Annotated in this window: 21 protein-coding genes; 17 read left to right on the top strand and 4 right to left on the bottom strand. The window is 71.1% G+C overall.

Annotated elements, in window-relative coordinates:
• Nucleotides 1-254: 254 nt before the first annotated feature.
• A complete protein-coding gene (thrS, locus tag B082_RS0108620) occupies nt 255-2,231 on the top strand; it encodes a threonine--tRNA ligase (RefSeq protein WP_026249563.1) in 1,977 nt (658 codons plus the stop codon).
• Nucleotides 2,232-2,270: 39 nt separating this feature from the next.
• Here thrS and B082_RS0108615 read toward each other — a convergent pair whose 3' ends face one another.
• On the bottom strand, nt 2,271-2,948 hold the full coding sequence (locus B082_RS0108615) for a potassium channel family protein (RefSeq protein ID WP_018551409.1): 678 nt from the start codon (nt 2,946-2,948) through the stop codon (nt 2,271-2,273).
• A 66-nt stretch (nt 2,949-3,014) separates the two neighbouring features.
• Here B082_RS0108615 and B082_RS0108610 point away from each other — a divergent pair, with 66 nt between their 5' ends.
• A complete protein-coding gene (locus B082_RS0108610; protein ID WP_018551408.1) occupies nt 3,015-3,578 on the top strand; it encodes an HIT family protein in 564 nt (187 codons plus the stop codon).
• A 67-nt stretch (nt 3,579-3,645) separates the two neighbouring features.
• Here B082_RS0108610 and B082_RS0108605 read toward each other — a convergent pair whose 3' ends face one another.
• Both B082_RS0108605 and B082_RS0108600 read right to left on the bottom strand, forming a co-directional pair.
• On the bottom strand, nt 3,646-5,316 hold the full coding sequence (locus B082_RS0108605) for a hypothetical protein (RefSeq protein ID WP_018551407.1): 1,671 nt from the start codon (nt 5,314-5,316) through the stop codon (nt 3,646-3,648).
• Between the two features lie 154 nt (nt 5,317-5,470).
• Complete coding sequence (locus B082_RS0108600) at nt 5,471-7,678, bottom strand: elongation factor G-like protein EF-G2 (protein WP_018551406.1); 2,208 nt, start codon at nt 7,676-7,678, stop codon at nt 5,471-5,473.
• Between the two features lie 398 nt (nt 7,679-8,076).
• Between B082_RS0108600 and pgsA the strand changes: the two genes are divergently transcribed.
• The 15 genes from pgsA to B082_RS0108525 all read left to right on the top strand — a co-directional run bounded on the left by pgsA (nt 8,077) and on the right by B082_RS0108525 (nt 23,454).
• Complete coding sequence (gene pgsA / locus B082_RS0108595) at nt 8,077-8,718, top strand: phosphatidylinositol phosphate synthase (protein ID WP_018551405.1); 642 nt, start codon at nt 8,077-8,079, stop codon at nt 8,716-8,718.
• Complete coding sequence (locus B082_RS0108590) at nt 8,715-9,683, top strand: phosphatidylinositol mannoside acyltransferase (protein WP_018551404.1); 969 nt, start codon at nt 8,715-8,717, stop codon at nt 9,681-9,683. Before pgsA ends, B082_RS0108590 begins: the two co-directional genes overlap by 4 nt.
• Entirely contained in the window at nt 9,680-10,843 is a 1,164-nt protein-coding gene (locus tag B082_RS0108585; RefSeq protein ID WP_018551403.1) for a glycosyltransferase family 4 protein, read from the top strand. Before B082_RS0108590 ends, B082_RS0108585 begins: the two co-directional genes overlap by 4 nt.
• 70 nt (nt 10,844-10,913) lie before the next feature.
• Nucleotides 10,914-11,468 carry a membrane protein gene (locus tag B082_RS0108580; RefSeq protein WP_018551402.1) on the top strand — a complete coding sequence of 185 codons (555 nt, stop codon included), beginning with the start codon at nt 10,914-10,916 and terminating at the stop codon, nt 11,466-11,468.
• Nucleotides 11,469-11,731: 263 nt separating this feature from the next.
• Entirely contained in the window at nt 11,732-12,652 is a 921-nt protein-coding gene (gene pdxS, locus B082_RS0108575; RefSeq protein ID WP_018551401.1) for a pyridoxal 5'-phosphate synthase lyase subunit PdxS, read from the top strand.
• Nucleotides 12,653-12,659: 7 nt separating this feature from the next.
• The gene (pdxT, locus tag B082_RS0108570; protein ID WP_018551400.1) at nt 12,660-13,253 is read left to right on the top strand and encodes a pyridoxal 5'-phosphate synthase glutaminase subunit PdxT; all 594 of its coding nucleotides are present in this window, start codon (nt 12,660-12,662) and stop codon (nt 13,251-13,253) included.
• Between the two features lie 61 nt (nt 13,254-13,314).
• Complete coding sequence (locus tag B082_RS0108565) at nt 13,315-14,067, top strand: YebC/PmpR family DNA-binding transcriptional regulator (RefSeq protein ID WP_026249561.1); 753 nt, start codon at nt 13,315-13,317, stop codon at nt 14,065-14,067.
• 125 nt (nt 14,068-14,192) lie between these two features.
• Nucleotides 14,193-14,762 (top strand): crossover junction endodeoxyribonuclease RuvC, encoded by a 570-nt coding sequence (gene ruvC / locus B082_RS0108560; protein ID WP_018551398.1) that lies wholly within the window; start codon nt 14,193-14,195, stop codon nt 14,760-14,762.
• A complete protein-coding gene (gene ruvA / locus B082_RS0108555) occupies nt 14,759-15,385 on the top strand; it encodes a Holliday junction branch migration protein RuvA (protein WP_018551397.1) in 627 nt (208 codons plus the stop codon). The genes ruvC and ruvA overlap by 4 nt, the downstream gene beginning before the upstream one ends.
• A gap of 79 nt (nt 15,386-15,464) precedes the next feature.
• The gene (gene ruvB / locus B082_RS0108550) at nt 15,465-16,538 is read left to right on the top strand and encodes a Holliday junction branch migration DNA helicase RuvB (RefSeq protein WP_018551396.1); all 1,074 of its coding nucleotides are present in this window, start codon (nt 15,465-15,467) and stop codon (nt 16,536-16,538) included.
• Between the two features lie 164 nt (nt 16,539-16,702).
• The gene (gene yajC / locus B082_RS0108545) at nt 16,703-17,188 is read left to right on the top strand and encodes a preprotein translocase subunit YajC (protein ID WP_018551395.1); all 486 of its coding nucleotides are present in this window, start codon (nt 16,703-16,705) and stop codon (nt 17,186-17,188) included.
• Nucleotides 17,189-17,335: 147 nt separating this feature from the next.
• A complete protein-coding gene (gene secD, locus B082_RS0108540; protein ID WP_026249560.1) occupies nt 17,336-19,066 on the top strand; it encodes a protein translocase subunit SecD in 1,731 nt (576 codons plus the stop codon).
• Between the two features lies 1 nt (nt 19,067).
• On the top strand, nt 19,068-20,171 hold the full coding sequence (gene secF, locus B082_RS0108535) for a protein translocase subunit SecF (protein WP_018551393.1): 1,104 nt from the start codon (nt 19,068-19,070) through the stop codon (nt 20,169-20,171).
• Nucleotides 20,171-20,722, top strand: coding sequence for an adenine phosphoribosyltransferase (locus B082_RS0108530; RefSeq protein WP_018551392.1), 552 nt, complete (start codon nt 20,171-20,173; stop codon nt 20,720-20,722). Before secF ends, B082_RS0108530 begins: the two co-directional genes overlap by 1 nt.
• A 170-nt stretch (nt 20,723-20,892) precedes the next feature.
• Nucleotides 20,893-23,454 (top strand): RelA/SpoT family protein, encoded by a 2,562-nt coding sequence (locus tag B082_RS0108525; RefSeq protein ID WP_018551391.1) that lies wholly within the window; start codon nt 20,893-20,895, stop codon nt 23,452-23,454.
• 3 nt (nt 23,455-23,457) lie between these two features.
• Here the strand turns inward: B082_RS0108525 and B082_RS0108520 are convergent, their stop codons facing one another.
• Nucleotides 23,458-24,066: an ALF repeat-containing protein gene (locus tag B082_RS0108520; protein WP_018551390.1), complete on the bottom strand. Its 609-nt coding sequence runs from the start codon at nt 24,064-24,066 to the stop codon at nt 23,458-23,460.
• Between the last annotated feature and the right edge of the window lie 138 nt (nt 24,067-24,204).

Genomic DNA, 24,204 nt, shown 5'->3' with positions numbered 1-24,204 from the left:
ACCGCACGGGTACCGGAGCCGGAGGCTGACTGCCCGGTACCCGGGAGCCCATCGGAACGGCTCGGAAGGCTCAGCGCGCCACGTGCCCGCGCACTGGCTGCGCGCCGTGCCCGGCAGGGGAGGCGTGCGCGGGCAGCGGCGGGGGCGGGGGCGGCCGGGACGCGGCCCTTTCGCAATGGGGGCCCTCGGCTCGGTACGATTCCTCCTGCACGCGCTAGAGGAATGCGGTGCGCCCCCTGAGTCAGGAGAGACCGGTGTCAGACGTCCGTGTGACCATCCAACGCGATTCCGAGCGGGAAGAGCGCGTGGTGACGACGGGCACTACGGCAGCCGAGCTCTTCCCCGGCGAGCGCACCGTCGTCGCCGCCCGCGTCGGCGGTGAGCTGAAGGACCTCGCCCACGAGCTCAAGGACGGCGAGACCGTCGAGCCCGTCGAGATCTCCTCCGAGGACGGCCTCAACATCCTGCGGCACTCCACCGCGCACGTCATGGCCCAGGCCGTACAGGAGCTGCACCCTGAGGCCAAGCTCGGCATCGGCCCGCCGGTCAAGGACGGCTTCTACTACGACTTCGACGTCGAGAAGCCGTTCACGCCCGAGGACCTCAAGGCCATCGAGAAGCGGATGCAGGAGATCCAGAAGCGGGGCCAGAAGTTCTCCCGCCGGGTGGTCTCCGACGAGGACGCCCGCGAGGAGCTGGCCGACGAGCCGTACAAGCTGGAGCTCATCGGCATCAAGGGCTCCGCCTCCTCGGACGACGGCGCGGACGTCGAGGTGGGCGGCGGTGAGCTGACCATCTACGACAACCTGGACCCGAAGACCGGCGAGCTGTGCTGGAAGGACCTCTGCCGGGGCCCGCACCTGCCGACGACCCGGTTCATCCCGGCGTTCAAGCTGATGCGGAACGCCGCCGCGTACTGGCGGGGCAGCGAGAAGAACCCGATGCTCCAGCGCATCTACGGCACCGCCTGGCCGACCAAGGACGAGCTGAAGGCGCACCTGACCTTCCTGGAGGAGGCCGCCAAGCGCGACCACCGCCGCCTGGGCGCCGAACTGGACCTCTTCTCGTTCCCCGACGAGATCGGCCCCGGCCTCGCCGTCTTCCACCCCAAGGGCGGCATCATCCGCCGGGCCATGGAGGACTACTCGCGCCGCCGCCACGAGGAGGAGGGCTACGAGTTCGTCTACTCTCCGCACGCCACCAAGGGCAAGCTCTTCGAGAAGTCAGGCCACCTGGACTGGTACGCCGACGGCATGTACCCCCCCATGCAGCTCGACGACGGGGTGGACTACTACCTCAAGCCGATGAACTGCCCGATGCACAACCTGATCTTCGACGCGCGCGGCCGCTCCTACCGTGAACTGCCCCTGCGCCTCTTCGAGTTCGGCACGGTGTACCGGTACGAGAAGTCGGGCGTCGTGCACGGCCTGACCCGCTCGCGCGGCTTCACGCAGGACGACGCGCACATCTACTGCACCCGTGAGCAGATGGCGGAGGAGCTGGACCGGACGCTCACCTTCGTCCTGAACCTGCTCCGCGACTACGGGCTCACCGACTTCTACCTGGAGCTCTCCACCAAGGACGAGACCAAGTTCGTCGGGTCGGACGAGACCTGGGAAGAGGCCACCGAGACGCTGCGCCAGGTCGCCGAGAAGCAGGGCCTGCCCCTGGTCCCGGACCCGGGCGGCGCCGCGTTCTACGGCCCGAAGATCTCGGTGCAGGCGCGGGACGCCATCGGGCGGACCTGGCAGATGTCGACCATTCAGCTCGACTTCAACCTGCCGGAGCGGTTCGACCTGGAGTACACCGGTCCGGACGGCTCCAAGCAGCGCCCGGTCATGATCCACCGCGCGCTGTTCGGCTCCATCGAGCGCTTCTTCGCGGTGCTGCTTGAGCACTACGCGGGTGCGTTCCCGGTGTGGCTGGCCCCGGTCCAGGCGGTCGGCATCCCCATCGGCGACACCCACATCCCGTACCTCCAGGAGTTCGCGGCGGAGGCCCGTAAGAAGGGCCTGCGCGTCGACGTGGACGCGTCGTCGGACCGGATGCAGAAGAAGATCCGCAATCATCAGCGCGCCAAGGTGCCTTTCATGATCATCGTCGGCGACGACGACATGAACGCGGGCACGGTGTCGTTCCGGTACCGCGACGGTTCGCAGGAGAACGGCATCGCCCGTGAGGAAGCGATCGCCAAGCTCGTTGACGTGGTGGAGCGTCGCGTTCAGGTGTGACCTGCTCCCCGCGCGAGCGGGAATGGGCCCCCGGCCGAGCTATCCGCTCCCCGGGGGCCCCTTCTCGTCCTCCTTCCGGAACACCTGGATCAGCCACGACGAGAACGCGCCCGTCACCGCCCCCAGCAGCCCGAGGCCGCCCACCATCAGGCCCGCCGCGATGACCCGGCCGCCCGGCGTGACCGGCACGGCGTCCCCGTACCCCACCGTCGTCAGCGTCGCGCACGCCCACCAGACCGCGTCCCCGAACGTCCGGATCGAGGCGCCCGGGGCGTCGTGCTCCCAGTGGTACACGCTGAGCGCGGCCGAGAAGCCGAGGAGCACGGCCGTCATCCCCGCGTACGAGATCACCCGCGCGTACAGGCCCAGCCGGGGCTGGTCGTGCCGTTCCTGGACGGCCGTGTAGACATGGACCATGCGCAGCGGGCGCAGCAGCGGCAGGACGAGCACCAGCGTGTCGAGCCAGTGGACGCGGGCGAAGCGGGGGCCGAGGCGGCTGAGCCGGAGGCGGACCGCGTAGTCGAGGACGAAGAGCAGCCAGGTGGCGCCGACGAGGACGAGGGAGATGTCGTGCCAGGGCTGTGCGTCGTGCGGGGCGAGGACGCGGAACGCGTAGCCGGCCAGGAAGACGAGTGAGGCGGCGAGGAGAGGGACCTCGGTCCGGTGCTCCCAGCGGGTGAGAGCGGGAGGGGGCGGGGCCGGGGTGCGCGCGCTCATGGGCCCAGCATCGCGGTGCGTGAACGCGATCGGCCCCGGCGACACGCTCCGCACAGGTGAAGCAATATGCTGATCGGCATGACGAGTGAGCCGGAGCAGCAGATCGGAGTGGGGACGCCCGACGCGTTCCAGCGCCTGTGGACGCCCCACCGGATGGCGTACATCCAGGGCGAGAACAAGCCGACCGGCCCGGAGGCCGGGGACGGCTGTCCGTTCTGTGGCATTCCGGCGCTGTCGGACGAGGACGGGCTCCTCGTGGCGCGCGGTGAGAAGGTCTACGCCGTGCTGAATCTGTATCCGTACAACGGCGGGCACCTGATGGTGGTGCCCTACCGGCACGTCGCGGACTACACCGAGCTGGACGGTCCGGAGACCCTGGAGCTGGCCGATTTCACCAAGCGGGCGATGACCGCGCTGCGGGCCGCTTCGGGGGCGCACGGTTTCAACATCGGCATGAACCAGGGCGCGGTGGCGGGGGCCGGGATCGCCGCGCACCTGCATCAGCACCTGGTGCCCCGGTGGGGTGGCGACGCCAACTTCATGCCGGTGGTCGGGCACACCCGGGTGCTGCCGCAGCTGCTGGCGGACACGCGGAAGATGCTGGCCGACGCCTGGCCGGCCGCCGCCTGATCCCAGGAATCACCGTGTGGGGCGCTCCGGAGCTGTCCGGGGCGCCCCACACGCGTGGGCCGCTCGGCTACGCGTCGTACAGGTCGGCCTTGCGGGGGGTGGGGTCCTGGACGGCGCCGCTCAGGACCGAGGAGCGGTTGGTGAAGCGTTCGGTGTCGACGCCGTTCTCTTCCAGGACCTTCACGGCGGCGTTGTGCACGACGCGCAGGACGGGGGTGGCGGCGCGCATCGCGTCGTCGGCCATGAAGCGGTGGCGCCACGGCTTCTCCGCCCAGGCGTGCCGGAGGCCGAAGGGCTCGGGGAGGGCGATCTTGCCGCCGAGGTAGTCCAGGAGCGGCGGATACCAGGTGAACGGGGCGCGCAGGGCAAGGCGGGTCACCTCGTGGGCGTCGACCAGGGCCAGGGTGATGTCGCGGGTCTCCCAGAACCTGACGGTCTTGTTGACCGTCTTGGTCTTGGCGGACGGCTTGCTGGTGAAGAGGGAGTGGACGGGGCCGAGGGCATGCCCGGTGACCTCGATGCGCAGGGTCTCGAAGAGGACGGTGACGGTGATCATCATGGTGATGACGAGCTGGCCGTCCCAGAGGGTGAACTGCACGCCGAGGTAGTGCCGGTTTCCGCCGCCGAACTGCTGGTGGTTGCAGATCCGCTGTATCTCGTGGGGCTTGATCTGGAAGGTGGCGACGTCCTCGCCCTCGGGGCGGGTGACGGAGCCGGCGTTCTCACCGACGGGCGAGACGATCCAGTGGGTGACCGAGGGGGTGGGGAATCCGCCGGTGTTCAGCGGGCCGCGCTCCAGCATCTTGAGCTGGTCGTGGATGACGCGGATCAGGTCCCAGCTGCGGAACTGGTGGAATTCCTTGCCCGGGTCCTTGGAGACGAGGTCCTCGGCGAGCTGCCAGCTGCCCCAGCGGGTGCCCATGCCGAGGATGCCCTTGGGGCCGGCGTAGAACACGGAGTTGGACTGCTGCTCGGCGGAGAGCTTCTCCAGGCCCTGGCGCAGCGCCTCGCGGGACGTCTCGCTGGGGTTCTTGGGGACCGCTTCGGGGATCTTGGCGGTGATGCCGCCCCCGGAGAGCAGGCCCTCCCAGCGGGCGCGCAGGTCCTGGGCCGACTTCTCCGCGATCCGTTTGGCGAGGTACCAGCCGATGACCGGGGCGACGACCATCGCGCGCAGATACAGCCCCAGGATTCCGGTCACCGGCAGCTTGACCATGAGGAAGACGAGCCCGATGCCGAAGATCGGCAGCAGGCTGTTGCCGAGGGCGGTCAGGGACTTGTCCGTGGTCTTGGCCAGGCCGTCGCGCAGCCGGAAGACGATGACCCACAGCAGCATGCCGGGCAGGAACACGAACCCGAACAGGGCGGTGATGGCCGTGAGTTTGGTGTCGCGGGCCTTGCGCAGGCGGGACGCGGACAGGCAGTGCTCCACGACGGTCTGCGGGTCACTCCCGAAGGACTGGATGAGGGCGCCGCGCGCCCCGCCCAGCATGCGTTCCTGGACGGCGCGGGAGAAGGCCTCACCGAGGTTGGGCTTGAAGTAGTCCGACTTGAGGAAGGTGGAACGGCCCGCCTTCACCTCGGACTTGTGCCACTCGCTGTTGGCTTTGAGGATGTCCTCCACCGGGCTGTCGCGGTACGCGGCGGAGGCGAGGGCATTGGTCGCCACCGCCGCGCCTGCCGACCCCTGGAGCGGAATCTGCGCTCCGGGAGAGAAATCGAATCCGTTGCTGGCCACTGTCGCCCCCACTCACCACCGAGGAACCGCTCCTGCGGCTGTTTCCCAACTGCCGTGCCCGGCACACTTTCTGAGCTGGGGTCCCAGCGTATCGTCCGGATACGTACGCCGTCCGGCCCTGTGGACAACGGGTGGCGCGGCGGCGTGTTCCGGCTCACCCGTCCTGGGCGCGGACGCGGTCGGCGAGCTGGGCGGGCATGGGTTCGTGGCGGGCGTACGAGCGGCTGAACCGGCCGGTTCCGTGGGTCAGCGAGCGCAGGTCGACCGCGTACCGGTCGATCTCCAGTTCGGGCACGTCGGCGCGTACGAGGGTGCGGCCGGAGCCCGACTGCTCGGTGCCGGTGACCCGGCCGCGGCGGCCCGAGAGGTCGCTCATGACCGGGCCGACGTAGTCGTCGGGTATGAGGACGCGGACCTCGGCGACGGGTTCCAGGAACCGGACGCGCGCGTCGGTCGCGGCCTCGCGCAGGGCCAGGGCGCCGGCCGTCTGGAAGGCGCCGTCGGAGGAGTCCACGGAGTGCGCCTTGCCGTCGCGCAGGACGACCCGAATGTCGACCAGGGGGTGGCCGGCCGCGACACCCCGGGCGGCCTGGGCGCGGACGCCCTTCTCGACGGACGCGATGAACTGGCGGGGCACCGATCCGCCGACGACCCGGTCGACGAACGTGATGCCGGAGCCGGCCGGCAGCGGTTCGACGTCGATCTCGCAGACCGCGTACTGGCCGTGGCCGCCGGACTGCTTGACGTGGCGGCCGAGCCCGCTCGCCGGCCCGGCGAACGTCTCGCGCAGCGCGACGCGGTGCGCGACCGTGTCGACCTGTACGCCGTAGTGGTCGCGCAGCCGGTCGAGGGCGACGTCGAGGTGGGCTTCGCCGAGGCACCACAGGACGAGCTGGCCGGTGTCCCGGTTCTGTTCGAGGCGCATGGCCGGGTCCTCGGCGACGAGGCGGGCCAGGCTGTGCGAGAGCTTGTCCTCGTCGGCCTTGCTGTGTGCCCGGACGGCCACCGGCAGCAGCGGGTCCGGCATGGTCCAGGGCTCCATCAGGAGCGGTTGGGCGGTGGCGGAAAGGGTGTCGCCGGTCTCGGCGGACTCCAGGCGGGCGACCCGGGCGAGGTCCCCGGCGACGCACGCGTCGATGGGGCGCTGCTGTTTCCCGAAGGGCGAGGTCAGGGCGCCGACGCGGGTGCGCGCCTCGTGGCAGGGCCGGTCCTCGCGCCCGGGGTCGTCGAGCCCGTGCCCGTGGACGTGCACGGTGTCGTCGGGTCGCAGGGTGCCCGAGAAGACCCGGACGAGCGAGAGGCGCCCGGCGTACGGGTCGGAGGACGTCTTGACGACCTCGGCGACCAGGGGGCCCAGCGGGTCGCAGTCGAGGGCGGGGAGCGGGGCGCCGTCCGGGGTGGTGACGGCGGGCAGCGGGTGTTCGAGCGGGGTCGGGAAGCCGCCGGTGATCAGGTCCAGGAGTTCGACGGTGCCGATGCCCAGGCGGGCGCCGTCGGCGGCCGGTGCGGCGGCCAGGACGGGGTGGAAGGTGCCGCGTGCCACGGCACGTTCGAGGTCGTCGGTGAGTGTCTTGATGTCGAGGCTCTCGCCGCCGAGGTAGCGGTCCATCAAGGTCTCGTCCTCGCTCTCGGCGATGATCCCCTCGATCAGCCGGGCGCGGGCCTCGGCCAGTGGTGCCTGCTGGTCCCCGGCCGGCGGGAGTTCGGTCCGTTCGCCGCCCGAGTGGTCGAAGACCCGCTGGGAGAGCAGGCCGGCAAGTCCGGTCAGCGGGGCGTGCCCGTCGGCGGCCTCGGGGCCGAACACCGGCAGGTGGAGGGGCAGTACGGCGTCGGGGTCGTCGGCGCCGAAGAGGTCGCCGCAGATCCGGGTCATCGCGTCGAAGGGGGTGCGCGCGGTGTCGAGATGGGTGACCACGATGGCGCGGGGCATGCCGACCGCGGCGCACTCCTCCCACACGGCACGGGTGGTGCCCGCCACGGTCTCGGCCTCCTGGGCCGCCGAGACGACGAAGAGGGCCGCGTCCGCCGCCCGCAGCCCGGCCCTGAGCTCCCCGACGAAGTCGGCGTAACCGGGGGTGTCCAGCAGGTTGATCCTGCACCCGCCCCACTCCACGGGGACCAGGGAGAGCTGTACGGACCGGTTCCGGCGGTGCTCGATCTCCTCGTGGTCGGACACCGTGGTGCCGTCCTCGACCCGGCCGGGCCGGCTGACGGCGCCCGCGGTCTGCGCGAGCGCCTCGACGAGGGTGGTCTTGCCGGATCCGCTGTGGCCGACCAGCACCACGTTGCGCAGGGTGCGGGGGTGGCCGGCCGCCGGTGTTCCTCCGGCGGCCCCGGTGTGTGCGTGTGCCTTGTCGCCCATGGTTCGTGCCTTCCGTCGACTGGCGCACGGGCACGGGAGAGCCGCCGCGGCGGCTGCGGCGACGCCCGCGGTAGTTCGAGCTTTGCACTCCCTCACGGCCGCGTCCATATCTCGCGCGCCGGGCCCGGGGCGCCGGGGTCCGGGGTGCCCGGACGGTGCGGGGCCCCGGGCGTGACTACGATGGGCGCGGAGGGTGCTGAAGGCCCCGGCCGGGCCCGCGGCGCCCGGGACGCACGTCTGCGCGTTACCGAATCGCCTCAATGGTTCCGCCATGGAGGCGCTCCGGCGACTCGCAGCCGCCCGCACCGGACGCCGCTCCCTGATCCGGCCAGGACCTTCAGCACCCTCCAGCCGGTGGCCGACGGGGCCACGCGGCCCACCGACCCCTCGGGAAGGCCATGCTGAACAAGTACGCGCGTGCCTTTTTCACGCGTGTCCTCACGCCGTTCGCCGCACTGCTCCTCCGCCTCGGCGTGAGCCCCGACGCGGTCACCCTGATCGGGACGGCCGGGGTGATGGCCGGTGCGCTGGTCTTCTTCCCGATGGGGGAGTTCTTCTGGGGCACCATCGTCATCACGATCTTCGTGTTCTCCGACCTCGTCGACGGGAACATGGCGCGCCAGGCCGGTATCTCCAGCCGGTGGGGGGCGTTCCTCGACTCCACGCTCGACCGGGTGGCCGACGGGGCGATCTTCGCGGGCTTCGCCCTCTGGTACGCGGGCAGCGGCGACGACAACGTCCTGTGCGCGGTCGCGATCTTCTGCCTGGCGAGCGGTCAGGTGGTCTCGTACACGAAGGCGCGCGGTGAGTCGATCGGGCTGCCGGTGGCGGTCAACGGGCTCGTGGAGCGTGCCGAGCGCCTGGTGATCTCGCTGGTGGCCGCCGGTCTCGCGGGTCTGCACAAGTTCGGTGTGCCGGGCATCCAGGTGCTGCTGCCGATCGCGCTGTGGATCGTGGCGGCCGGCAGCCTCGTGACGCTGGTGCAGCGGGTCGTCACCGTGCGCCGCGAGTCCGCCGAGGCCGACGCGGCCGCGCGGTGAGCGGCGCCGGCGGGGAGGCGAAGCCCGGTCCGCGGGCGAGGCCCGGTCCGGGCGAGCGGCTGAGCGACGCGCTGTACGGGCTGGGCTGGTCCGCGGTCAAGACGCTCCCCGAACCGGCCGCCCGAGCCCTGTTCCGCACCCTCGCCGACCAGGTCTGGAAGCGGCGTGGCAAGAGCGTGCTGCGGCTGGAGGCCAACCTGGCCCGGGTCGTGCCGGACGCCGGCCCGGACCGGCTCGCCGCCCTGTCGCGGGCCGGGATGCGCTCGTACATGCGCTACTGGATGGAGTCGTTCCGGCTGCCCACCTGGAGCCCGGAGCGGATCAAGGCGTCCATCGACGTGACGGACGCGCACCGGCTGACGGAAGGGCTCGACGCCGGGCAGGGCGTCATCCTCGCCCTGCCGCACCTGGGGAACTGGGACCTGGCGGGGGCCTGGGTCACCACGGACCTGAAGGTGCCGTTCACGACGGTCGCCGAGCGGCTGAAGCCCGAATCGCTGTACGACCGGTTCGTCGCCTACCGCGAGGGGCTGGGCATGGAGGTGCTGCCGCACAACGGCGGGGCCGCCTTCGGGACGCTGGCGCGCCGGCTGCGGGCAGGCGGCCTGGTCTGCCTGGTCGCCGACCGCGATCTGTCGTCCTCGGGCGTGGAGGTGTCGTTCTTCGGCGACACGGCCCGGATGCCCGCCGGCCCGGCGCTGCTGGCCCAGCAGACCGGGGCGCTGCTGTTGCCGGTGACCCTCTCGTACGACGACACGCCGGTGATGAAGGCGCGGATCCATCCGCCGGTCGGGGTGCCGGAGTCAGGTGACCGGGCCGGGAAGACGTCCGTGATGACACAGGCCCTGGCCGACGCGTTCGCCGTGGGCATCGCCGAGCACCCGGAGGACTGGCACATGCTGCAACGGCTCTGGCTCGCCGACCTGGAACCCCGCGAAGACCAGCAGGGCGGAGACCAGCAGTGAAGATCGGCATCGTCTGCCCGTACTCCTGGGACGTACCGGGCGGTGTGCAGTTCCACATCCGTGACCTGGCCGAGCACCTGATCCGGCTCGGCCACCAGGTGTCCGTACTGGCGCCCGCCGACGACGAGACGCCGCTGCCGCCGTACGTGGTGTCCGCCGGCCGGGCCGTGCCCGTCCCGTACAACGGCTCGGTGGCCCGGCTGAACTTCGGCTTCCTGTCGGCGGCGCGGGTGCGGCGCTGGCTGCACGAGGGCACCTTCGACGTCATCCACATCCACGAGCCGACCTCGCCGTCGCTCGGGCTGCTGACGTGCTGGGCGGCTCAGGGGCCGATCGTCGCCACGTTCCACACGTCCAACCCGAGGTCCCGGGCGATGATCGCCGCGTACCCGATCCTGCAACCCGCCCTGGAGAAGATCAGCGCGCGGATCGCGGTCAGCGAGTACGCCCGCCGGACCCTGGTCGAGCACCTGGGCGGCGACGCCGTGGTCATCCCCAACGGTGTGGACGTCAGGTTCTTCGCCGGCGCCGAGCCCCGGCCCGAGTGGCAGGGCGGCACGATCGGCTTCATCGGACGCATCGACGAGCCCCGCAAGGGCCTGCCCGTCCTGATGCGCGCGCTGCCCGCGATCCTGGCCGCCCGCCCGGAGACCCGGCTGCTCGTGGCCGGCCGGGGCGACGAGGAGGAGGCCGTCGCCTCGCTGCCCGAACCGATGCGCTCACGCGTCGAGTTCCTGGGGATGGTCAGCGACGAGGACAAGGCGCGGCTGCTGCGCAGCGTCGATGTGTACGTGGCGCCCAACACCGGGGGCGAGAGCTTCGGGATCATCCTGGTCGAGGCGATGTCGGCGGGCGCCCCGGTCCTCGCCAGCGATCTGGACGCCTTCGCGCAGGTCCTGGACCAGGGCTCGGCGGGCGAGCTGTTCGCCAACGAGAACGCGCAGGCGCTGGCCGCCGCGGCGGTGCGGCTGCTGGGCGACCCGGAGCGGCGGGCCCAGCTGCGCGAGCGCGGCAGCGCCCATGTCCGGCGCTTCGACTGGTCGACGGTCGGCGCGGACATCCTCGCGGTGTACGAGACGGTCACGGACGGCGCCGCCTCGGTCGCGGCCGACGAACGCACGGGTCTGCGCGCCCGGTTCGGGCCGGCCGGCCGGGACTGAGCCCGTCCCGCGCGGGCCCCCGGGCCCGGCGCGGCCGGGCCGCGCGCGCTCACCGGTAGCCTTGCCGCCCGTGACCGAAACCCTCATCTGGACCGCCGTCGGCCTCGTCGTCCTTGTCGCGATCGGCCTGTACCTCAGCTGGACCGCAGGCCGCCTCGACCGGCTGCACACCCGTATCGACGCGGCCCGCGCCGCCCTCGACGCCCAACTGCTGCGCCGCGCCTCGGTCACCCAGGAGCTGGCCACCTCCGGGGTCCTCGACCCGGCCGCGTCCATCGTGCTGTACGAGGCCGCGCACGCCGCGCGGCAGTCGGCCCAGGACCACCGCGAGGTCGCCGAGAGCGAGTTGAGCACGGCCCTGCGCGCGGTGTTCGGTGAGAGCGCGCAGGTGGAGGCGGTGAAGGAGATCCCGGGCGGTCGGGAGGCGGCGTCCGAACTCGCGGCGGCCGTGCGGCGCGTGCCGATGGCGCGGAGGTTCCACAACGACGCGGTGCGGGCGGCGCGTGCCCTGCGCCGCCACCGCACGGTGCGCTGGTTCCGGCTGGCCGGGCACGCCCCGTTCCCGCTGGCCTTCGAGATGGACGACGAGCCGCCGGTGGCCCTGGCGGACCGCCCCGGCAGCTGAGACGGCCGGTGGGGGGCCGGGGCACGGCCCCGCCCGTGCCGCGGGCCCACGGGGCACGGCTCGCCCGTGCCGCGGTCCGGCGTGCGCGGCGCTGCCCGACGTGGCCCCCGGCGGGCGCGGACCGCCCGTGAGGCCGTCCGGTGCCGGCCAGAACGATCCACCGGCCTCCTATTGGCCCTTGCTGTGGACTGGTGTCGGGGAGTTTGCTCGGCAGTGCGCCATCGAGCACGTTCCGCATCCGTTTCCCGCAGTGAGGTCGATCCGTGTCCACGCTTCCCACCACCCCGCAGTCCGCCGACACCCCCGCCACCGGCACCGCCCGCGTCAAGCGCGGCATGGCCGAGCAGCTCAAGGGCGGCGTGATCATGGACGTCGTCAACGCCGAGCAGGCGAAGATCGCCGAGGACGCGGGCGCCGTGGCCGTCATGGCCCTGGAGCGCGTACCGGCCGACATCCGCAAGGACGGCGGCGTGGCCCGGATGTCCGACCCGAACATGATCGAGGAGATCATCGAGTCGGTGTCCATCCCGGTGATGGCCAAGTCCCGCATCGGCCACTTCGTCGAGGCGCAGGTCCTCCAGTCCCTCGGCGTCGACTACATCGACGAGTCCGAGGTACTCACCCCGGCCGACGAGGTCAACCACAGCGACAAGTTCGCCTTCACCACGCCGTTCGTCTGCGGCGCCACCAACCTGGGCGAAGCCCTGCGCCGCATCGCCGAGGGCGCGGCCATGATCCGCTCCAAGGGCGAGGCCGGCACGGGCAACGTGGTCGAGGCCGTCCGCCACCTGCGCCAGATCAAGAACGAGATCGCCCGGCTGCGCGGCTACGACAACAACGAGCTGTACGCCGCCGCCAAGGACCTGCGGGCCCCCTACGAACTGGTCAAGGAGGTCGCCGAGCTCGGCAAGCTGCCCGTCGTGCTGTTCTCCGCGGGCGGCGTGGCCACCCCGGCGGACGCCGCGCTGATGCGCCAGCTCGGCGCCGAGGGCGTCTTCGTCGGCTCCGGCATCTTCAAGTCCGGCGACCCGGCCAAGCGCGCCGCCGCCATCGTGAAGGCGACTACCTTCTACGACGACCCGAAGATCATCGCGGACGCCTCCCGCAACCTGGGCGAGGCCATGGTCGGCATCAACTGCGACACCCTGCCCGAGACCGAGCGCTACGCCAACCGCGGCTGGTAGTCCACCGATGAGCGACACCCCCGTGATCGGCGTCCTGGCTCTCCAGGGCGATGTACGGGAGCACCTGATCGCCCTGGCCTCGGCGGACGCCCTGGCCAGGCCGGTCCGGCGCCCCGAGGAACTCGCCGAGGTGGACGGCCTGGTCGTCCCCGGCGGCGAGTCCACGACCATCTCCAAGCTGGCCGCGCTGTTCGGCCTGCTGGAACCCCTGCGCGAGCGGATCAGGACCGGGATGCCGGTCTACGGCACCTGCGCCGGGATGATCCTGCTCGCCGACAAGATCCTCGACCCCCGTTCGGGCCAGGAGACGCTCGGCGGCATCGACATGATCGTGCGCCGTAACGCTTTCGGGCGGCAGAACGAGTCGTTCGAGGCGGCCGTCGAGGTCGCCGGGATCGACGGCGGACCGGTGGAGGGCGTCTTCATCCGGGCCCCGTGGGTCGAGTCGGTGGGCGCCGGCGCCCAGGTGATCGCCGAGCACGGCGGCCACATCGTGGCGGTACGGCAGCAAAACGCCCTTGCCACGTCATTCCACCCGGAACTGACCGGGGACCACCGGATCCACGCCTACTTCACCGAGATGGTGCGCGCCGTGGGGTGACTCGATCCCGGTAGGATCTCTCGGGTTCGTACGGAATTTGGTGACGCGAAGGAGAAGGCAGATGTCCGGCCACTCTAAATGGGCTACGACGAAGCACAAGAAGGCCGTGATTGACGCCAAGCGCGGCAAGCTCTTCGCGAAGCTGATCAAGAACATCGAGGTCGCGGCCCGCACCGGTGGTGTGGACCCCGAGGGCAACCCGACCCTCGTGGACGCGATTCAGAAGGCGAAGAAGAGTTCGGTCCCGAACAAGAACATCGACTCCGCGGTCAAGCGCGGTGGCGGTCTTGAAGCGGGCGGCGTCGATTACCAGACGATCATGTACGAGGGTTACGGCCCCAATGGTGTCGCGGTGCTCATCGAGTGCCTCACCGACAACCGCAACCGCGCCGCGTCCGACGTACGGGTCGCCATGACCCGCAACGGCGGTTCGATGGCCGACCCGGGCTCGGTCTCGTACCTCTTCAACCGCAAGGGCGTCGTCATCGTCCCCAAGGGCGAGCTGTCCGAGGACGATGTGCTCGGTGCCGTTCTGGAAGCGGGCGCCGAGGAGGTCAACGACCTCGGCGACAGCTACGAGGTCGTCAGCGAGGCCACCGACATGGTCGCGGTCCGTACCGCGCTCCAGGAGGCGGGCATCGACTACGACTCGGCCGAGGCCAACTTCCTGCCCACCATGCAGGTGGACCTCGACGAGGAGGGCGCGCGCAAGATCTTCAAGCTGATCGACGCGCTGGAGGACAGCGACGACGTGCAGAACGTCTTCGCCAACTTCGACGTCTCCGACGAGGTCATGGAGAAGGTCGACGCCTGAGCCGCGCCCCGCGCGCAGCTGTCGTGGACGGGCCGACGGGGACACACCCCGTCGGCCCGCCGCATTGTCGGTGCCGCCCGATAGCCTGCTGGAACAGTTGACCGATCGGCAGGGAGGGGCGGACCGTGCGGGTACTCGGCGTGGACCCGGGACTGACCAGGTGCGGGGTCGGCGTCGTCCAGGGCGTCGCGGGCCGGCCGCTGACCATGCTCGGCGTGGGCGTCGTGCGCACCGCGGCCGACGCGGAGCTCGGCCACCGCCTGGTGGCCATCGAGCGCGGCATCGAGGAATGGCTCGACACGCACAGCCCCGACTGCGTCGCCGTGGAGCGGGTCTTCGCCCAGCACAACGTGCGTACGGTCATGGGCACCGCCCAGGCCAGCGCGGTCGCGATGCTCTGCGCGTCCCGGCGCGGCATCCCGGTCGCCCTGCACACGCCCAGCGAGGTCAAGGCCGCCGTCTCCGGCAGCGGACGCGCCGACAAGGCGCAGGTGGGCGTCATGGTGACCAGGCTGCTGAGGCTCGACGCCCCGCCGAAACCGGCCGACGCCGCCGACGCGCTGGCGCTCGCCATCTGCCACATCTGGCGCGCCCCCGCGCTCAACCGCCTCCAGCAGGCGCACGCGGCGGCCGCCGCCCGCACCCCGCGCGTCCCGCGCACCGCAGCCGTTCCCGTCCGGAAGGTCCCCCGATGATCGCCTTCGTCAGCGGCCCCGTCGCCGCGCTCGCCCCGACCACGGCCGTGATCGAGGTCGGCGGCATCGGCATGGCCGTCCAGTGCGCGCCGGGCACCCTGGCCGCCCTGCGCATCGGCCAGGAGGCCAGGCTCGCCACCTCCCTCGTCGTTCGCGAGGACTCGCTGACGCTCTACGGCTTCGCCGACGACGACGAACGCCAGACCTTCGAGCTGCTCCAGACCGCCAGCGGCGTCGGCCCCCGGCTCGCCCAGGCGATGCTGGCCACCCACAGCCCCGACGCCCTGCGCGTCGCCGTGGCCACCGGCGACGAGAAGGCGCTCACCGCCGTCTCCGGCATCGGCAAGAAGGGCGCCCAGAAGCTCCTGCTCGAACTGAAGGACCGGCTCGGCGAACCGGTCGGCGCGCACGCCGCGGGACAAGGCGTCGGCGCCCCCGTCTCCGCCTCCTGGCGCGACCAGCTCCAGGCCGCCCTGATCGGCCTCGGCTACGCCACCCGCGAGGCGGACGAGGCGGTCGCCGCCGTGGCACCGCAGGCCGAGGAGGCCCTCGCGGCCGGCGGCCGGCCGCCCGTGCCGCAGCTGCTGCGCGCCGCCCTGCAGACCCTCAACCGCGCACGCTGAGCGGACCCGGGGCCACCCTTCACGCCCGGCCGGGCACCGTACGGCCGCGCACCGAAACATCCGAGGCGGGACAGACGAGATGAACTGGGACGACACCGGAACCGACACCGGCGAGCGGTTCGACGACCGGCTGGTCGACGCCGGCGCGGACGGCGAGGACACCGCGGTCGAGGCGGCGCTGCGCCCCAAGGACCTGGACGAGTTCGTCGGCCAGGAGAAGGTCCGCGAACAGCTCGACCTGGTCCTCAAGGCCGCCCGCGCCCGCGGCGCCACCGCCGACCACGTGCTGCTCTCCGGCGCGCCCGGCCTCGGCAAGACCACCCTCTCCATGATCATCGCGGCGGAGATGAACGCGCCGATCCGGATCACCTCGGGCCCCGCCATCCAGCACGCGGGCGACCTCGCGGCGATCCTGTCCTCGCTCCAGGAGGGCGAGGTCCTCTTCCTCGACGAGATCCACCGCATGTCCCGGCCCGCCGAGGAGATGCTCTACATGGCCATGGAGGACTTCCGGGTCGACGTGATCGTCGGCAAGGGCCCCGGTGCCACCGCCATCCCGCTGGAGCTGCCGCCCTTCACCCTGGTCGGCGCCACCACCCGGGCCGGTCTGCTGCCGCCCCCGCTGCGCGACCGCTTCGGCTTCACCGGACACATGGAGTTCTACGCCCCCGCCGAACTGGAACGGGTGATTCACCGCTCGGCCCGCCTGCTCGACGTCGAGCTGGACGCCGAAGGCGGCGCGGAGATCGCCGGACGCTCCCGCGGCACCCCCCGCATCGCCAACCGGCTGCTGCGCCGGGTCCGGGACTATGCCCAGGTCAAGGCCGACGGCAGGATCGACCGCGACATCGCGGCGGCGGCCCTCGGGGTGTACGAGGTGGACGCCAGGGGCCTGGACCGGCTGGACCGGGCGGTGCTCGGCGCCCTGCTGAAGCTCTTCGGCGGCGGACCGGTCGGACTGTCCACCCTCGCGGTCGCCGTGGGGGAGGAGCGCGAGACGGTCGAGGAGGTCGCCGAGCCCTTCCTCGTACGGGAGGGACTGCTGGCCAGGACGCCGCGCGGGCGGGTGGCCACACCTGCCGCCTGGGCCCATCTGGGACTCGTTCCTCCCCAGCAAGGCGGAAAGGGACAACAGGGCCTGTTCGGGGCGTGATGCGTCACAGGTTGACCGGAAGCGGAACCACGGTGCCATGCTGGGCGTTGTTCCATCGATGCGGACTCGCTTAGACTCCGCCGATGCCGCCCTTAACGGTCGGTGTACCCACCCCCGTATACCAGGCCGCTTTCCAATGCGGTCGTGCGAAGGAAAATCGTCCCGTGAATCCCGTGACTCTCCTCCCCTTCATCGTGCTCATCGGGGCCATGTTCCTGATGACGCGGTCCGCCAAGAAGAAGCAGGCGGCGGCTGCGGCCATGCGCAATGAAATGCAGCCCGGCACCGGCGTCCGGACGATCGGGGGCATGTACGCCACCGTCAAGGAGCTTCACGACGACACGGTCACCCTCGAAGTCGCTCCCGGCGTCCACGCCATCTACGCCAAGAACGCCATCGGCGCGGTCCTGGACGACGCGGAGTACAACCGCATCGTCCACGGCGAAGAGGAGGAGGAGCTCGACGTCGACGGCGCCATCGTGCCCGACGACGCCTCCTCGCTGACCGAGCTCGACACCGCCGACGACGCCGACGAGGCGAAGACCGACCTGGTCAAGAAGACCGGCTCGGACGAGGGCGACGAGCCGGCCGGGGCCAAGGACGACAAGAAGTCCGAGGGCAAGGCCGACGGCGAGACCGACGCGAAGTAGCACACGACCCGGGGAGGCCGTGAGCCGGCAGGCATCCGGCCGTCCCCGGTCCGTGCGCTCCTTCACGGGGGCGGGTCCCCACTAAACTTCGTGGCCGCTTGGGCGCACACCCGGCGCGGGGCGGTTGGACTAGGGAGAAACGACAAGGTGGCAGCACCGAAGAAGGGCCGGGGAGCATCCGGTGGTCAGGGGAGGCCGGGGCGTTCCCTGGCTCTGATCCTGATCGCCATGGTCGCCCTCACCGGCGGGATGTTCCTGGCCCACCAGCCGACGCCGCGACTCGGCATCGACCTGGCCGGCGGCACCTCCATCACGCTGGAGGCGAAAGCCGAACCGGGCCAGGAAAAGGCGATCAACAAGACCAATATGGACACCGCGGTCCAGATCATGGAACGCCGCGTCAATGGTCTTGGTGTCTCCGAGGCAGAGGTCCAGACCCAGGGCGATCGCAACATCATCGTCAACATCCCCAAGGGCACGAACTCCGCCCAGGCCCGTGAGCAGGTCGGTACCACCGCCAAGCTCTACTTCCGGCCGGTGCTGACCGTCGCCCAGGGGTCGCCCACCCCTGAGCCCAGCGCCTCGCCCTCCGGCAAGGCCAGCTCCTCCCCGTCCCCGAGCGCCTCGGCCTCCGAGCAGGCGGACGACGGCGACAAGGCCACCGGCTCCTCGTCGACGCCGAGTGCGAGCGCCACCACCCAGGGCCGCGCGGTCACCGGCGCCCTGAAGGCCGATGCCTCGCCGGAGGCCAGCGCCTCCGCATCCGCCGAGGACGAGGCCGCCGCCGCGAAGCTGCAGAAGGAGTTCGGGGAGCTCGACTGTTCCAACGAGGCCTCACGCTCCAAGGCGGCCCAGGGCGGCAAGTCCACCGACACGGTCCTGGCGTGCAGCTCCGAGGGCGACGCGAAGTACGTGCTCGGCCCGGCCGAGGTGTCCGGCACCGAGGTCGACAGCGCCAAGGCCAACTTCGACCAGCAGCGCGGCATGTGGATCGTCCAGATGGAGTTCACCGGCAAGGGCTCCAAGCAGTTCCAGACGATCACCAAGAAGCTCTCCGCGCAGCAGGAGCCGCAGAACCAGTTCGCCATCGCGCTGGACGGCGAGGTCGTCTCCGCCCCCCGCGTCAACGAGACCCTCAGCGGCAGCGCCGAGATCTCCGGCAGCTTCACCCAGCAGTCCGCCGAGGACCTGGCCAACGTGCTCTCCTACGGTGCGCTGCCGCTCTCCTTCAAAGAGCAGAGCGTCACCACCGTCACCGCCGCGCTCGGTGGCGAGCAGCTGAAGGCCGGCCTGATCGCCGGCGCCATCGGCCTGGCCCTCGTGATCATCTACCTGGTGGCCTACTACCGCGGGCTGGCGTTCATCGCCCTGCTCAGCCTCCTGGTCTCCGGCATCCTGAGCTACACGATCATGGCGCTGCTCGGCCCGGCCATCGGCTTCGCGCTGAACCTGCCGGCCGTATGCGGTGCCATCGTGGCCATCGGTATCACCGCGGACTCCTTCATCGTGTACTTCGAACGCGTACGGGACGAGATCCGTGAGGGCCGCACGCTGCGCCCCGCCGTCGAGCGGGGCTGGCCGCGGGCCCGGCGCACCATCCTGGTCTCCGACTTCGTGTCGTTCCTGGCCGCGGCCGTGCTCTTCGTGGTCACCGTCGGCAAGGTCCAGGGCTTCGCGTTCACGCTGGGTCTCACCACCCTGCTCGACGTCGTCGTGGTGTTCCTCTTCACCAAGCCGCTCCTGACGCTCATGGCCCGCAAGAAGTTCTTCGCCAGCGGTCACCCCTGGTCCGGACTGGACCCGAAACGCCTCGGCGCCAAGCCGCCGCTGCGCCGCTCCCGCCGTGTCAACGCCCCCACCGACCCGAAGGAGGCGTGAGATGTCGCGACTCGGCAATTTCGGCGCCCGTCTCTACCGCGGCGAGGTCGGCTACGACTTCATGGGCAACCGCAGGATCTGGTACGGCGTCTCGGTCCTGATCACCATCACGGCCATCGTCGCCCTGGCGGTCAGCGGCCTGAACATGGGCATCGAGTTCAAGGGCGGTGCCGTCTTCACCACCCCGAAGACGAGCGTGTCCGTCTCCGAGGCGGAGGATCTGGCCACGGAGGCGTCCGGCCACCAGGCCATCGTCCAGAAGCTCGGCAACGGCGGTCTGCGCGTTCAGATCACCGAGGTCGACACCGCCAAGTCCGACGAGATCCAGGACAAGCTCGCCGCCGACCTCGGCGTCCCGCGCGAGAAGATCGCGGCTGACCTGGTCGGTCCCAGCTGGGGCGAGCAGATCGCCAACAAGGCATGGACCGGTCTCGGGATCTTCATGATCCTGGTGGTCATCTATCTGGCCATCGCCTTCGAGTGGCGGATGGCCATCGCGGCCCTCGTCGCGCTGATCCACGACATCACCATCACGGTCGGTGTCTACGCCCTGGTCGGCTTCGAGGTCACCCCGGGCACCGTGATCGGTCTGCTGACCATCCTCGGTTACTCCCTCTACGACACGGTCGTCGTCTTCGACAGCCTCAAGGAGGGCACGAAGGGGATCACCAAGCAGACCCGGTGGACCTACAGCGAGATCGCCAACCGCTCCATCAACGGCACGCTGATCCGCTCGATCAACACCACCGTCGTCGCCCTGCTCCCGGTCGCCGGTCTGCTGTTCATCGGCGGCGGCGTCCTCGGCGCCGGCATGCTGAACGACATCTCGCTCGCCCTCTTCGTCGGCCTCGCGGCCGGTGCCTACTCCTCGATCTTCATCGCCACCCCGCTGGTCGCCGACCTCAAGGAACACGACCCGCAGATGAAGGCCCTGAAGAAGCGGGTCCTCGCCAAGCGCGCGGCGGCCGCCGCCAAGGGTGAGGCCACCGAGGCGGAGCAGGGCGACCAGGACCAGGACCCCGAGGACGCCGCACCCGCCGGCGCGGTCGTCGGACAGCGCCAGCAGCCCCCCAGGGGCCACGGCCGCACCCCGGGAAGGCGCTGATGACCAGCACCACCGAGAGCACGAGAGAACTGCTGCTCAGCCGCATCCGTGACGTCGCGGACTACCCGAAGCCGGGCGTGATGTTCAAGGACATCACCCCGCTGCTCGCGGACCCGGTCGCCTTCACGGCCCTCACCGACAGCCTCGCGGAGCTGTGCCTGCGGCACGGCGCCACGAAGATCGTCGGCCTGGAGGCCCGCGGCTTCATCCTGGCCGCGCCCGTCGCGATCCGGGCCGGCCTCGGCTTCGTACCCGTCCGCAAGGCCGGGAAGCTGCCGGGAGCCACGCTCAGCCAGGCGTACGAGCTGGAGTACGGCACCGCGGAAGTCGAGATCCACGCGGAGGACCTGTCCGCCGACGACCGGATCATGGTCATCGACGACGTCCTGGCCACCGGCGGCACCGCCGGTGCCTCCCTGGAGCTGATCCGCAGGGCCGGCGCCCAGGTCGCCGGGGTCGCCGTCCTCATGGAGCTCGGCTTCCTGGCCGGACGGGCCCGTCTGGAGGAGAGCCTGCGCGGTGCTCCGCTGGAGGCCCTGATCACGGTCTGAGCACCCGCCGTGCCGAAGCCGGCGCGGCGACACGTGCACCGAAGAGGGCACCCGGGAACAACCGGGTGCCCTCCGGCGTTGTGAGGGCTCTCACGGTCCCCGGGGGAGGACTGGCCGTCGGGTCGATACGATGGCCCTTCCGGGTGTCCGGATCCGCACGAGGAGCGCTCTTGCCAGACGAGGCCCAGCCAGTCGCCGCCCCGCAGCCCGACAAGCCCGAGGCGGCCCCAGCCACGCCCGCGAAGCAGCAGCCCGCGGAGAAGCCGAAGCCCCCGGCCCCCGAGCCCGGCACGGGCCCGGCGCCCGCCGAGGCCAACGGCCCCGCGCCCGCTTCCCCCACCCAGCCGGCCGCACCCGCCCCGACCGCCCCGAAGCCGCCGGTCAAGCCCTCGGCCGGAGCCCTCGTGCCCGCCACCGGCTCGGCGTCCCGCTCCGGCGGCTCCTCCAACCGGGTCCGGGCCAGGCTCGCCCGCCTCGGCGTCCAGCGCTCCAGTCCGTACAACCCGGTCCTCGAACCACTGCTGCGCACCGTGCGGAGCAATGACGCCAAGATCGAGACCTCCACGCTGCGCCAGATCGAGCGCGCCTACCAGGTCGCCGAGCGCTGGCACCGCGGCCAGAAGCGCAAGAGCGGCGACCCGTACATCACGCACCCGCTCGCCGTGACGACGATCCTCGCCGAGCTGGGCATGGATCCGGCCACCCTGATGGCGGGGCTCCTGCACGACACCGTCGAGGACACCGAATACGGCCTGGACACCCTGCGCCGCGACTTCGGCGACCAGGTCGCCCTCCTGGTCGACGGCGTCACCAAGCTGGACAAGGTGAAGTTCGGCGAGGCCGCGCAGGCCGAGACCGTGCGCAAGATGGTCGTCGCCATGGCCAAGGACCCGCGCGTCCTGGTCATCAAGCTCGCCGACCGGCTGCACAACATGCGCACCATGCGCTACCTCAAGCGGGAGAAGCAGGAGAAGAAGGCCCGCGAGACGCTGGAGATCTACGCCCCGCTCGCCCACCGCCTGGGCATGAACACCATCAAGTGGGAGCTGGAGGACCTCGCCTTCGCGATCCTCTACCCGAAGATGTACGACGAGATCGTCCGCCTCGTCGCCGAGCGGGCGCCCAAGCGTGACGAATACCTCGCCATAGTGACCGACGAGGTCCAGTCCGACCTGCGCGCCGCCCGCATCAAGGCCACCGTCACCGGCCGGCCGAAGCACTACTACAGCGTCTACCAGAAGATGATCGTGCGCGGCCGCGACTTCGCGGAGATCTACGACCTGGTGGGCATCCGCGTCCTCGTCGACACCGTCCGCGACTGCTACGCGGCGCTCGGCACCGTGCACGCGCGATGGAATCCGGTCCCCGGCCGGTTCAAGGACTACATCGCGATGCCCAAGTTCAACATGTACCAGTCACTGCACACCACGGTGATCGGCCCCAGCGGCAAGCCCGTCGAGCTCCAGATCCGTACGTTCGACATGCACCGCCGCGCCGAGTACGGCATCGCCGCGCACTGGAAGTACAAGCAGGAGGCCGTCGCCGGCGCCTCCAAGGTGCGTACCGACGTCCCCAAGAACACCGGCCGCGGCCAGGACACCGTCAACGACATGGCGTGGCTGCGCCAGCTCCTGGACTGGCAGAAGGAGACCGAGGACCCCAGCGAGTTCCTGGAGTCGCTGCGCTTCGACCTCTCGCGCAACGAGGTCTTCGTCTTCACGCCCAAGGGCGACGTGATAGCGCTCCCGGCCGGGGCCACCCCGGTCGACTTCGCCTACGCCGTCCACACGGAGGTCGGCCACCGGACCATAGGGGCACGGGTCAACGGCCGGCTCGTACCGCTGGAGTCGACGCTCGACAACGGCGACCTGGTGGAGGTCTTCACCTCCAAGGCGGCCGGTGCCGGGCCCTCCCGCGACTGGCTGGGCTTCGTCAAGTCGCCCCGGGCCCGCAACAAGATCCGCGCCTGGTTCTCCAAGGAGCGCCGCGACGAGGCGATCGAACAGGGCAAGGACGCCATCGCGCGGGCCATGCGCAAGCAGAACCTGCCGATCCAGCGCATCCTGACCGGCGACTCGCTGGTCACCCTCGCCCACGAGATGCGCTACCCCGACATCTCGTCCCTGTACGCCGCGATCGGCGAGGGCCATGTCGCCGCCGCCGGCGTCGTCCAGAAGCTGGTCCAGGCGCTCGGCGGCGAGGACGCGGCCAACGAGGACCTGGAGGAGAGCACCCCGCCCTCCCGCAGCCGCAACAAGCGCCGCTCCAACGCCGACCCCGGGGTCGTCGTCAAGGGCGTCGAGGACGTCTGGGTCAAGCTCGCCCGCTGTTGTACGCCCGTGCCCGGAGACCCCATCATCGGGTTCGTCACCCGCGGCAGCGGGGTCTCCGTGCACCGGGCCGACTGCGTCAACGTCGACTCGCTCTCGCAGCAGCCGGAACGCATCCTGGAGGTCGAGTGGGCGCCCACCCAGTCCTCGGTCTTCCTGGTCGCCATCCAGGTCGAGGCCCTGGACCGCTCCCGGCTCCTGTCGGACGTCACCCGCGTCCTGTCCGACCAGCACGTCAACATCCTGTCCGCCGCCGTGCAGACGTCCCGGGACCGGGTCGCCACCTCGCGCTTCACCTTCGAGATGGGCGACCCCAAGCACCTCGGGCACGTCCTGAAGGCGGTACGGGGCGTGGAGGGCGTCTACGACGTCTACCGGGTGACCTCGGCCCGCCGGCCGTAGGGCCTACGCGTCGACCTCGTACTGGCCGTACTCCAGGAAGTACCGCATCTCCTCGGGCGTGCCCTGGATGGCCTCGATGACGGCGGCGCGCATCGCGTCGCTGATGTCCGGCTCACCGAGCATGCGGAAGAGGGCGACGCTGTCGTCCTCGGCCTGGGCGAGGCGGTAGCCGGTCTCCAGCCACTCGCGCATCTGCGCCGGGTCGTTGGCGTCGAGGAGCGCGTTGACCTCCTTGACGACGCGCTTGCCGGAGGCCGGATTGCCGAGGATGCGGACGAGGGCGACCCGGTCGTCCTCGGCCTGGGCGAGCGGGTAGCCCGTCTTCAGCCACTCGCGCATCTGCGCCGGGTCGTTGGCGTCGAGGAGCGCGTTGACCTCCTTGACGACCCGCTTCCCGGAGGCCGGGTCGGCGAGCAGGCGGACGACGGCGACGCGGACGTCGTCGTCGGACATGTCGTCCACCGGGATGTCGGAGCCGTGGCCCGCCGGCGCCGAGGCGGCGGTGGCGGTCGACGGGGACGCCGTCCCGGCGGCGAAGGCCGGGCCGGACAGGAGAAGGGCCGGGGCGAGGGCGGTGGCCGCCGCGGTCAGGGCGACGCGGGTCAGTCTCATCGGTGAACCTGCCTCAGATGCGTAAGTGAACTCGGCGAAGCCGGCGAGTGCGCGAAGCACGCCGGTGCGAAGATCATCGCTCCCGGGCCCGCCCCGAATCACTGCTGCGTTCCGGCAGTTGTCACGGCCTTCTCATTG

This window comes from Streptomyces sp. ATexAB-D23, assembly GCF_000373645.1.
Classification (GTDB): domain Bacteria; phylum Actinomycetota; class Actinomycetes; order Streptomycetales; family Streptomycetaceae; genus Streptomyces; species Streptomyces castrisilvae.
The sequence above is the reverse complement of the archived record's forward strand: the minus strand, read 5'-3'. Positions and strand labels throughout refer to the sequence as shown.

What these genes read in the sequence shown, in the direction of transcription:
- pgsA (WP_018551405.1), top strand. Translation starts at nt 8,077, where the DNA reads ATGCTGAACAAGTACGCGCGTGCCTTTTTCACGCGTGTCCTCACGCCG.
- B082_RS0108565 (WP_026249561.1), top strand. Translation starts at nt 13,315, where the DNA reads ATGTCCGGCCACTCTAAATGGGCTACGACGAAGCACAAGAAGGCCGTG.
- B082_RS0108520 (WP_018551390.1), bottom strand. Translation starts at nt 24,066, where the DNA reads ATGAGACTGACCCGCGTCGCCCTGACCGCGGCGGCCACCGCCCTCGCC.
- secF (WP_018551393.1), top strand. Translation starts at nt 19,068, where the DNA reads ATGTCGCGACTCGGCAATTTCGGCGCCCGTCTCTACCGCGGCGAGGTC.
- pdxT (WP_018551400.1), top strand. Translation starts at nt 12,660, where the DNA reads ATGAGCGACACCCCCGTGATCGGCGTCCTGGCTCTCCAGGGCGATGTA.
- ruvA (WP_018551397.1), top strand. Translation starts at nt 14,759, where the DNA reads ATGATCGCCTTCGTCAGCGGCCCCGTCGCCGCGCTCGCCCCGACCACG.
- B082_RS0108600 (WP_018551406.1), bottom strand. Translation starts at nt 7,678, where the DNA reads ATGGGCGACAAGGCACACGCACACACCGGGGCCGCCGGAGGAACACCG.
- ruvB (WP_018551396.1), top strand. Translation starts at nt 15,465, where the DNA reads ATGAACTGGGACGACACCGGAACCGACACCGGCGAGCGGTTCGACGAC.
- B082_RS0108610 (WP_018551408.1), top strand. Translation starts at nt 3,015, where the DNA reads ATGCTGATCGGCATGACGAGTGAGCCGGAGCAGCAGATCGGAGTGGGG.
- B082_RS0108615 (WP_018551409.1), bottom strand. Translation starts at nt 2,948, where the DNA reads ATGAGCGCGCGCACCCCGGCCCCGCCCCCTCCCGCTCTCACCCGCTGG.
- B082_RS0108530 (WP_018551392.1), top strand. Translation starts at nt 20,171, where the DNA reads ATGACCAGCACCACCGAGAGCACGAGAGAACTGCTGCTCAGCCGCATC.